Annotated in this window: 9 protein-coding genes; 2 read left to right on the top strand and 7 right to left on the bottom strand. The window is 72.8% G+C overall.

All coding sequences use genetic code 11. From position 1 onward, the window contains the following. Window positions 1–82: 82 nt before the first annotated feature. Window positions 83–1957 (top strand): SpoIIE family protein phosphatase, encoded by a 1875-nt coding sequence (locus tag AC6EI4_RS01065; protein WP_498450303.1) that lies wholly within the window; start codon window positions 83–85, stop codon window positions 1955–1957. Window positions 1958–2002: 45 nt separating this feature from the next. On the opposite strand, the gene AC6EI4_RS01070 is transcribed toward AC6EI4_RS01065, so the two are convergent. From AC6EI4_RS01070 to AC6EI4_RS01095, 6 genes are all read right to left on the bottom strand, one after another. Then, window positions 2003–2203: a CDGSH iron-sulfur domain-containing protein gene (locus AC6EI4_RS01070; protein ID WP_498420554.1), complete on the bottom strand. Its 201-nt coding sequence runs from the start codon at window positions 2201–2203 to the stop codon at window positions 2003–2005. Next, window positions 2200–3225: an iron-containing redox enzyme family protein gene (locus AC6EI4_RS01075; protein ID WP_498450304.1), complete on the bottom strand. Its 1026-nt coding sequence runs from the start codon at window positions 3223–3225 to the stop codon at window positions 2200–2202. The genes AC6EI4_RS01070 and AC6EI4_RS01075 overlap by 4 nt, the downstream gene beginning before the upstream one ends. Before the next feature lie 126 nt (window positions 3226–3351). Continuing rightward, the gene (locus tag AC6EI4_RS01080) at window positions 3352–4308 is read right to left on the bottom strand and encodes a sigma-70 family RNA polymerase sigma factor (RefSeq protein ID WP_498450305.1); all 957 of its coding nucleotides are present in this window, start codon (window positions 4306–4308) and stop codon (window positions 3352–3354) included. 199 nt (window positions 4309–4507) lie between these two features. Continuing rightward, entirely contained in the window at window positions 4508–5056 is a 549-nt protein-coding gene (locus AC6EI4_RS01085) for a Dps family protein (protein WP_498420551.1), read from the bottom strand. 102 nt (window positions 5057–5158) lie between these two features. Then, window positions 5159–5635: a VOC family protein gene (locus tag AC6EI4_RS01090; protein ID WP_498450306.1), complete on the bottom strand. Its 477-nt coding sequence runs from the start codon at window positions 5633–5635 to the stop codon at window positions 5159–5161. Window positions 5636–5729: 94 nt separating this feature from the next. Then, window positions 5730–6800: an FUSC family protein gene (locus AC6EI4_RS01095; RefSeq protein ID WP_498420549.1), complete on the bottom strand. Its 1071-nt coding sequence runs from the start codon at window positions 6798–6800 to the stop codon at window positions 5730–5732. 356 nt (window positions 6801–7156) lie between these two features. Between AC6EI4_RS01095 and AC6EI4_RS01100 the strand changes: the two genes are divergently transcribed. Continuing rightward, window positions 7157–8269, top strand: a complete 1113-nt coding sequence (locus AC6EI4_RS01100; protein WP_498420543.1) for a TIGR04053 family radical SAM/SPASM domain-containing protein — start codon at window positions 7157–7159, stop codon at window positions 8267–8269. Window positions 8270–8760: 491 nt separating this feature from the next. On the opposite strand, the gene AC6EI4_RS01105 is transcribed toward AC6EI4_RS01100, so the two are convergent. After that, window positions 8761–9918 carry a baeRF3 domain-containing protein gene (locus AC6EI4_RS01105; RefSeq protein ID WP_498420541.1) on the bottom strand — a complete coding sequence of 386 codons (1158 nt, stop codon included), beginning with the start codon at window positions 9916–9918 and terminating at the stop codon, window positions 8761–8763. Window positions 9919–9963: the final 45 nt, after the last annotated feature.

Consider the following 9963-nt stretch of genomic DNA (forward strand, 5'->3'; position numbering starts at 1 on the left):
GAGGTCCTCAGCCATCTCGGACCAGCACCGCCGCTGGAAGGTACGGACACCGGCACAAGTCTGACGAGGGGAGCTGCACCACGTGGAGCAGGACGCAAGCATCTCAGGGGATCCCACGGCGACATCCTGGGCGTTCGAGCACCACCCTCAGCCGGTCTTCCTGCTGCGCGCGGGGGCCCTCGAGGTGGCCGCCATCAACGCCGCCGCCCGCACCATGCTCGCCGCCCACGACGCCGTGGGCCGCCCGGCCCGCGACGCGCTGGCCGGGCTGGGCCGCTGGGACCTGTTCGACCAGGTCCTGCGCACCGGCCAGCCGGCCCGGGGACGCGGTTGGAGCGTCACCGTGCCGGAGCCGGCGGGGACGCGCGAGGTCGAGCTCGACCTCACCCTGCACCCGTGGCGCGACGCCTCCGGCGCGGTGATCGGCGTGGCGGCCTTCGGGGAGGACCTGATGGCAGCCGCCCGGGAGGGCGCGATGGCCGCGGCCGCCGTCGAGCCGGTGGACCTGGTGACCGAGATGCAGGACGCGCTGCTGCCCTCCGGGGTCCCGGTGCTGCCGCGGCTCTCGATCGCCGCCGGCTACCTGTTCGCCTCGCCCGGCAGCGACGCCGGCGGCGACTGGTTCGACACCGTGCTGCTGCCCGACGGGCGCTTCGCGCTGGTCGTCGGCGATGTGATCGGTCACGGCGCGGAGGCCTCGGCGGTGATGGCCCGGCTCCAGGCGGTCGCCCACGAGCGCCTGGAGAGCGGCGCCTCGACGGCAGAGACGATGTCCAGCCTGGACCGCTTCGCGCTGGGCCAGCCGGACGCCCCGGGCACCACCGTGTGCGTGGTCGTCATCGACTCGCGCACCGGCGAGCTGGAGTACTGCTCGGCCGGTCACCCGCCGCCGTTGCTGGTCGGGGCGCACGGCGACTTCCGCTACCTCGCCCCCTCGCGCCACGGCCCGCTCGGCACCCGGTGCGCCTACACCCCGACCTTCGACCGGCTCGAGCCGGGGATGCTGCTCGCGCTCTACTCCGACGGCCTGATCGAGCGGCCCGGACGACCGACCTCCGAGAGCACCGTGGAGCTGGCCCGGATCGCCGGCGTCGCCCACGCCTCACTGCCCCGGCGTGGCGCCCTGAGCGAGGTCGGCTCCCAGGTGCTCGCCCGGATGGTCGCCCAGTCGGGCCTCGACGACGATGCGACCCTGCTGCTCGCCCAGCGCACCGCGCCGGCCGAGGCGCTGGAGATCAAGCTCCCCGCCGACCCGGCCGAGCTGAGCACGGTGCGCCACCAGCTCGGCGACTGGCTGGACTGGCTGGGGGTACGCCGCCTGGACCGGTCGGCGATCCTGCAGGCCTGTCACGAGGCGGTCAGCAATGCCGCCCAGCACGCCTACGACGACGGCGCGAACGGCGCGCTCTCCGTGCACGCCTCGCTCGGCGACGACGGGCTGCTCACCGTCACCGTCGAGGACCAGGGGCGCTGGCGTGAGCCGGATCCCGGCGCCGAGGGCCTCGGCCTGATGCTGGCCGCCGGCCTCGTCGACCAGCTCACCGTGAAGCGCTCCGAGCAGGGCACCACCGTGCGCATCGAGCACCGTCCGATGCGTCAGGTGACGCTGCTGGAGACCTCCGAGGCTCCGCACCGCCAGGCCGGACGCGAGGGTGTCCCCGAGACCGAGATCCAGCGCCTGCCCGGACGGGTCCGGGTCCAGGGCCCGCTGGACCGCGAGGCCAACGAGCGGCTGCGCTTCGCGCTCCTGCACGCCGGGCGGGCGGGCACGTCGTCGTTCACGGTGGACCTCAGTGGCGCCACGATGCTGGCCGGCGTCGCCGTCCGCGAGCTGTTCGAGGCCGTCCGGCGCGCCGCCGAGCACGGGGTCCAGGTCAACCTGATCGCCGCTGCCGGCTCTCCCGCCCAGCACGTCCTGGAGTTGGTCGCACTGCCCTACCGGACCCGGGAGACCTGAGCGCGGCCCAGGATCGGGTCCGCCGGGTCCGCGCGCTCAGCGTGCTCAGCGCTGGGCGCGGACGAACTTGTGCGTGCCGTCGCACCACGGCTTGCGCTGCGAGCGGTCGCAGGCGCACACCGCGACCACCGGGCGGGTGACCGGGTGCTCGACTCCCTGCTCGTCGCGGATCGTGTCCGCGCCGCGGACCAGCAGCGGACCGCCGGGGCTGGTGGTGCGGACCTGGACGCTGCGCTCGCCGGTCACGACGCCGCGTCCAGCGACTCGCTCGCCTGGGGCTGCCAGCGGTCGACGAGCTCCTGACCGGCCAGCGCGTCCAGGGCCAGGCAGGCGGCCGCCCCGAAGAGCACGTCGCGCGCGAGCTCGGGCTCGGCGGCCACCAGGCTGCCGCAGATGTCGCGTACGGCGACCTGCTCGTGCACGGCGTCGGCCTCCACGTGCTCGTGGAAGTAGGCCGACACGGGCGCCGGCAGACCGACCCGCTCGATCCCGGACGCGATCCGGCGGCAGGGCACCGAGCTGGTCGCCTCGAAGGCCGCGAGGTGGCCCATCGAGGCCCCCCGCAGCCGGCGGTGCAGCCCGAACAGGGACATCACGTTGTTGACCGCGAGGGTCAGTGCGCTGACCTCGTCGATGTAGGCGCCGTAGCCGTCGTCCAGGTCGGCCGCGCGCAGGGCGTCGGCGTAGAGCCGGGCGTGCAGCCGTTCCGGGCGCCCGCCTCCGAACTCGTCGTACTGCAGCTCGGCCAGCGCCACCTTGGCGGCGCCGTCCAGGCGCGCCATCTGGAAGGCCTGGGGGTCGGACTCCTTGAGGTGGTAGATGCTGCGCAGCCGGAGGAACTCGCGCACCTGGGACAGGTCGGCCTCGCGCTGCAGGTACGACGCCAGGCTGCCGCCGTCCATGGCCTCGATCAGCCCGAAGAGCTGATCGGCCGAGGGCCGGTCGTCGTCCAGCGCGGCCTGCACCTCGGCGCCGGTGCGCGCGCGGAGCTCGGCCTCGAAGGCCTCCTCCAGCCGCAGCCGCAGCCGGATCAGCTCCGGGTCCCACTCCAGGGCCGGGTCCACCCCGTCGAAGCCGCGGTAGTGCAGCTCGTAGAGCACCCACAGCGTGAGCTGGGCGTCCTCGTCGGCGACCAGACTCCCGGCGGCCGCAGCCGACCGCCAGCCGGCGTGCAGCTCGTCGCCGTCCAGGTCGACGACTGCCGGACCGTCCTGGAGGGCGAGCAGCACGCGCTCGCTCAGGGGACCGCGCGGGGTGGGGGGCTTCATCGTTCGTCTGTCCTTCCGGGGTGTGACACGTGGATCCCTATACCCGTCCCGGCGGGCAGTCATGCTGACACCGCGGGGCGGCGCAGGTGGGCCGCGTCACCCGCTGCCCCACTCTGAGTTGGCGGCTCAGCGCGCCGTGAGCTTGCCCTGGTCCTCGCCGAGCCAGGTCCCGAGGTCGCGCAGGATCCGGGTGAGCAGGCGCGAGACCTGCATCTGGGTCACCCCGATCTCGTCGGCGATCTCCTGCTGGGTACAGCCCTCGAAGTACCGCAGCTGCAGGATCCGGCGATCGCGCGGGCGCAGCCGGCGTACGACGGGGCGCAGCACGACGCGCGCCTCGGCGGCCTCGCGCTCGCTCTCGTCGTCGTGCACCAGCCCGTCCCCGACCGTCATCGAGGAGTCCTCGCCGACCGGGCGGTCCAGCGACGTCGGGAAGAAGCAGCCCTCCGCGGCCAGGGCCTCGGCCACGGACTTCTCGTCCTCGTCGAGGCTGAGGGCGATCTCGGCGACGGTGGGCGCCGGACCCCCGCCCTGGGCGAGGGTGGCACGGGCGGCGACCACCCGGGACTGGATCTCCTGCACCCGCCGAGGCGGTCGCACGGTCCAGCCGAGATCGCGGAAGTACTTGCGCAGCTCCCCGCGGATCGTCGGCACCGCGTAGGAGAGGAAGTTGTGGTCCCGTGAGGCATCGAACTGGCGCGTCGCCCGGATCAGCGCGACATAGGCGACCTGCTCGAGGTCCTCGAGGGGGATGCCCTTGTCCCGGTGCCGCGAGGCCATCGAGCGAGCGACCACCATGTTGAGGACCACGACCCGCCCGAGCGCCTCGTCGCGGACCCGTTCGTCGTCGGCCTCGGCGGCCCGCTGCAGGAGCAGCGCCGTCAGCTGTTGGCGGCGTGCCCGCGAGAGCCGGTCATCGCCGAGGCGGTCGGCCACGTCGAGCGCCTCGTCGAGGTCCTCCGCGCGCAGAGGCTGCTCCTCGGCGTCGGCGGCGCCCTGGTCGTCCTGCGTGGCGAGGGCGGTCCCGGCGAGATCCCCCTCGTCGAGGTCGAGGGGAAGAGCTGTGGTCAGGGTGTGCTGCATGCGGTCGTCCTGGTGGGGGAACTTGCGCCATGCCCGCCGGTGTCTTCAGCAGGTGGGGTGTCACGGACCCGGGACGAACGTCGTCGCCCGAGCCGACCGACATCACCATTCCCAGGTGGTTCGACGGTAAACCAGAAATCTGGTCTGGACCAGGGTGCCGGCCGGTCGGGATCCCCCGCGCCCCGACCGACCGAGTCCCTCAGTCGGTGCGACTCTTGTCCGCGGCCGCCTTCTCGGTCTCCGCCCCCGCGGTCGAGAGCTTGCCCGAGACGCTCTCCAGGTGGGCGCGCACGAACCACTGGAACTTCTCCAGCTCGGCGGTGTGGCCGATCAGCACGTCCTCGGTGACCGGGTCGAGCTCGCCGACGATCTCGATCGCCTTGCGGCTCTCCTCGATCAGGCCGTTGTAGACCTGGTCCAGCGCGCCGAGGTGGGCGAGCACGGTGTCGCGCCCCAGCGAGTAGTCGTCCCAGGTCCGGTCGGCCACGACCGCGCCGACGGTGCCCCGCGGGGAGCCACCCATCGTCGCGATCCGCTCGGCGACCTCGTCGGCGTAGCCGCGCACCAGCTCCACCTGCGGGTCGATCATCTCGTGGACGGCGATGAAGTGCGGGCCGACGACGTTCCAGTGGATGTGCTTCAGCGTCAGGTGCAGGTCGTTGTAGGCACTGAGCCGTCCCTGCAGGACCGCGATCGCCTTGTTGCTGTCCTTGGCGGTCAGTCCGGGCACGGTGTACTTGACGCTCACGTGATCACTCCTGACTTTCGATGAACAGGACGCTTGCTGGGTACCCGGCTCCACCAGCGACAAACGCCGCGCCGGCAGCCCCGGCGCCCGGCCGGTCACCGCTCAGCTGCTCGGCACGGCGGGCTGCGCGTCCCCGGCCGCCTGGAGGTCGGCGATCACGATCTTGCCCATCCGCAGCATCGCCTGCACGGCCTCGGGCCCGCTCAGCAGAGCGGGGAGGTCGGCAGGCACCACCTGCCAGCTCAGGCCGAACCGGTCCTTGAGCCAACCGCACATCGACTCCTGCCCGCCGTCGGCGGTGAGCGCCTGCCAGTAGTGGTCGATCTCGCTCTGGTCGGCGCACCCGACGGAGAACGAGACCGCCTCGGTGAACGCGGACCCGGAGCGGCCGTTGAGGCAGACGAAGCTCGTGCCGGCGAGGGTGAGCTCGGCGGCCAGCATGCTGCCCTGCTCTCCGGGCGCCTCGGGCTCGAGACGCTGGACGGCGCCGACCGCGCTGTCGGGGAACACCCGGGTGTAGAAGTCGATCGCCTCCTCGAGGTCGTTCTCGAACCAGAGGGAGGGCGTGAGGCGGACCATGGCGTAGCTCCTTGTCGTCGGTGAGGATCGACAGGACAGACCGGCCGCCCGCAGCCGACTCATCGCCGCGGTGCTGGCCCGGCGGCGGGGGCCGTCAGCTCCCCATCAGCTGCTGCGCGTCGGGGGTGAGCGCATCCAGGGCCCGGCGCAGGGCGGTGACCACCGTGCCCGCCGCGAAGAGCTCGTCGTCGGTCCCGGCGCGTGCGGCGATGACGGCCTCGGCGAGCTGACGGATCGCGTCCTCGGCCTCGCCGCGCGCCGCCGGCTCCATCTCGGGACCGTCGATCGAGCGCAGCGCCACCGCCGTACGGCGCAGCGCATGCGCGGCGGGCGGGCGCAGCGACGCGCCCAGCGCCACCTCGTCGCGGTCGGAGTGCTCGACGCGGGTCACCAGGACCGTGATGTCCTCGACCAGGAACGCGAGCTGCTCCAGGGCGCGGGCCTGCTCATAGATCCGGTCCGCCTCCTCGGCCCAGCGGCGCGCACGCCAGTTCGCGCGACGCGACTCGGTGGCCTCCTGCACCATCTGCTGCATCTGCTGGGCGCGTGGCGAGATCGCCCACTGCCGCCCCCTCCACTCCTCAGGGCTGAGCAGTCGCTCCTGCTCGAGGCCCTCGGCGAGGTCGTCGAGCTGGTCGGCCAGCGTCCGTCGCAGGGAGTCCTGGGTGTGCCGGGTCGAGGAGAGCGGGAGCGAGGGGAAGGCGGCGTTGATGACGACGCCGATCACTCCGCCGAACACGGTCAGCCCCAGGTAACCGAACACGTAGTGCCAGGGATCGCTGCCGCCGAGGATCAGCACGAACAGGCCGGCCACCGGCACGTAGCTCGCCATCGCCGAGATCCGTCTCCACCCGCCGATCAGCGTGCCGATCGCCACCACGAACCCCAGGGCGATCACCGCGGGCACGTCGACCGCGCGCGCCATCATCGCCAGGCCCGCCCCGAGCAGGATCGCGACTCCCGCCTGCAGCGCCGTGCGCAGCGTGCTGGCGACGGTGGTCGACACGCAGATCACCGCGCCGAGCGGCGCGTAGTAGGGGTACTCGTCGGCCACGCCGCCCAGCGGCAGCATGGCGAGCCAGGCCAGCGCGGCGGCTACCGCGGCCTTGAGCGCGACGTGCACGCGCGGGTGCTGCACGAGGGCGGTGATCGGGTGGCTGAGCATCCTCCCCACGGTAACCGGCTCGCCGTCGTGCCTCCCGGGCCTCGGCCATGACATCGGCCACGGTGAACCGAGGAAGGGCCCTTCGGGACGTTGGTCCTGCAACCAGCCAAACCCGCTCGGGCGACCCTGCGCCAGGCATAGCCTGACGGCATGGGCCGAAGGCGCCCCATCACAGGCATGTCGAGGGAGCGCGCAGTGACGCACGATCTGGGAATCACGGAAGTCCGAGCCACCGGCGGCTGCGGAGGCGGCGGCTGCGGTTGTCGGGCTGGCGAGGCAGGGCTCCCCGAGTCCGGCGCCCGGCAGCAACCGGGGCCGGAGGCCGGGCAGATCCAGCTCGCCACCAGTCTCCCGCGATGAGCGCCACCCACCAGCTCGAGCGCAGCCTGCGCAACGGGTGGATGGCCGAGGTCGACTTCGACCAGGCGCCGTTCACGATCGCCTGGGAGGTGACCCGGGCCTGCGCCTTCTCCTGCGTGCACTGCCGCGCCGACGCCCAGCACCGGCGCAACCCGAACGAGCTGAGCACCGAGGAGGGCTACGCCCTGATCGACCGGCTCGCCGAGTTCGGCTCGCCGATCATGGTCTTCACCGGCGGCGACCCGATGATGCGCAAGGACCTCTTCGACCTGATCGAGTACTCCACCGAGGCGGGGCTGCGCTGCTCGCTCACCCCGACCGCGACGGCGCTGCCGACGACCGCCCGACTCAAGCGGGCCCAGGAGGCCGGCGTACGGCGCATCGCGTTGAGCCTGGACGCGCCCACGCCGGAGGTGCACGACGAGTTCCGCCAGGTCAAGGGCTCCTGGCAGCGGACGATGGACATCCTCCACAACGCCCACGAGATCGGGCTCAGTGCCCAGATCAACACCACCGTGACCACCCACAACCTGCACCTGCTGCCGCAGATGGTGGAGTTCGTCCGCGAGGTCGGGGCGGTGCAGTGGAGCGTGTTCTTCCTGGTGCCGATGGGCCGGGGCCAGGAGCTGTCGATGATCACCCCCGAGGAGCACGAGCGGGTGCTCAACTGGCTCTTCGAGCTGTCCCTGGCCGGCGACTTCGACGTCAAGGCGACCGCCGCACCGATGTACCGACGCATCGCGGCCACCCGCGGCGGCCAGGGCGTCTCCGGTGCCGGGTTCGCGTTCGGCGACGGCCTCGCGCGGCCCAAGCACGGAGTGAACGACGGCCGCGGCTTCCTGTTCATCTCCCACCTCGGCGAGATCATGCCCTCGGGCTTCCTGCCGATCTCCGTGGGCAACGTGCGCACCGACGACGTCGTCGACGTCTACCGCAACCACGAGCTGTTCCGGGCCCTGCGCGACCCCGAGGCCCTCACCGGCAAGTGCGGCGTGTGCGAGTTCCGCGACGTCTGCGGCGGCCAGCGCGGCCGCGCGTACGCCGTCACCGGGGACCCGCTCGCCTCCGACCCGGCCTGCGCGTACGTGCCGGCCGCCTGGGCCGGCTGAGGGCTGGGCTGGGCTGGGGTTGGGGGCAACGTCCCACTGGCCTCACCCTCCCCGGCGTTCACGAGTTAACGTGTGAAACCCGCACCTCCCACACGAAGGAACACGTGGGAAGCGCCAGTTTCGTGTGGCCAGTACGCCGTACGCCGCACCTCGCTAGCCCGCCCCCGCGTCGTGTGCCCGACGACGCGCCGCAGCGCGTGCTCAGGCACACGACCGAGCCTGGCCGGCTGGCAGGCGCGCACAGCGAGTGCGCCGCGCCCCGCTGGCCCCACCCTCCCCGGGATTCACGAGTTAACGTGTGAAACCCGCACGCCCCACACGAAGGAACACGTGAGAAGCGCGGGTTTCGTGTGCCCAGTACGCCGTACGCCGGTCCTCGCTGGCCCGCGCCCGCGTCGTGTGCCCGACGCCGCGCCGCAGCGCGTGCTCAGGCACACGACCGAGCCTGGGCGGCGGCTGCGAGGCGCGCGCAGCGAGTGCGCGTCGCCCCCTCAGAACCGGAGGATCGCGGCGGCGTACTCGATCTCGGGAAGGTCCTCCTCGGCGAGGACGTGTACGGCGCCGCCGTGGGCGAGCGTCATCGCGGCGGCGCGCTCGACCAGGTCCTGGCAGCTGGGGTCGGGGGTCTCGCTGATCGTGATCGTGCCGGCCTCGGCGTCGAAGGTGCCCCACACGGTCGGGTCCATCCGGAGCATCAGCGTCTCGACCTGGCCGCGGTGCGCGGACTTCACCAGGTGCTCCAGGCCCCAGGCGACCTTGGGATCGTGCTTGCCCTTGAGCGCGGCGAAGCGCGCGACCGCGTCGCGCCGGGTGGCGTCGAGCCGGGGGCGAGCCGCCTCGTAGGCGACCTCGTGCAGGCGGGCGCGGTCCAGCGAGTCGGGGTGGGTGTCGATGACGGCCTCGAGCAGCGCCCCCAGGCCGCTGGCCTTGCGGAAGTGGCCGCCGAGCTCCGCATCCGCCACGAGTACGACGGGCAGCTTGCGGTGCGCGGTGACCGCGTCCATCACCGCGGCCACCTTGTGGGCGAAGTCGACGAGCTGGCCCTTGCGCCATTCCGGCGGGCTGTCGCCGTACACCTGGGAGTTGGCGATGCTCCCGCCGGTGCCGACACCGCGCGCGGCGGGCGAGGCCTGGACCGGGTTCTGGTAGTCGGACTCGGCCGCGTCGTCCTGGATGCCGTGCGGCATCTGTGCCGCCCGGTTCTCGACCAGGGCGAACCGGGAGGCGGTGTAGAGGGTGACGTGGCGCGCCGCCAGCGCGAGCACCCGGAAGCCGCCGTCGGCGGCCAGCAGCGGCAGCAGCGGCTTGGCGTGGAAGCCCGGTCCCACGGTGACCCCCTCCTCCAGCTCGAGGGGTACCCGGTAGGAGCGCATCTCCTCGCGATCGAGGAAGAGGGCGAGCCCGGCGTCGCGGTGCTGCCAGAAGAACTCGTCGTCGAGCAGGGCGAGCGCCGGCCTCAGCGTCGCGTCCGCCTCACCGGCGGGCAGGCCCGCCTCCACCAGTCCCTCGCGGGCCCGGCCCACGAGGTTCTTCAGACGGATCTGGTCCTGGCGGGCATCGGCCCCGGCGACATGGGTCGGCAGGAAGAGCGACACCGCGAACGGGGTCTCGACGGCGGCCAGTCGGGTCAGGTCGGACGTGGTGAACATGCGCTCTCCTTCAACTCCGGGAGGCTGCGAGCCAGGCGCCGCAGC

The organism is Nocardioides sp. Z43_10 (assembly GCF_059766615.1).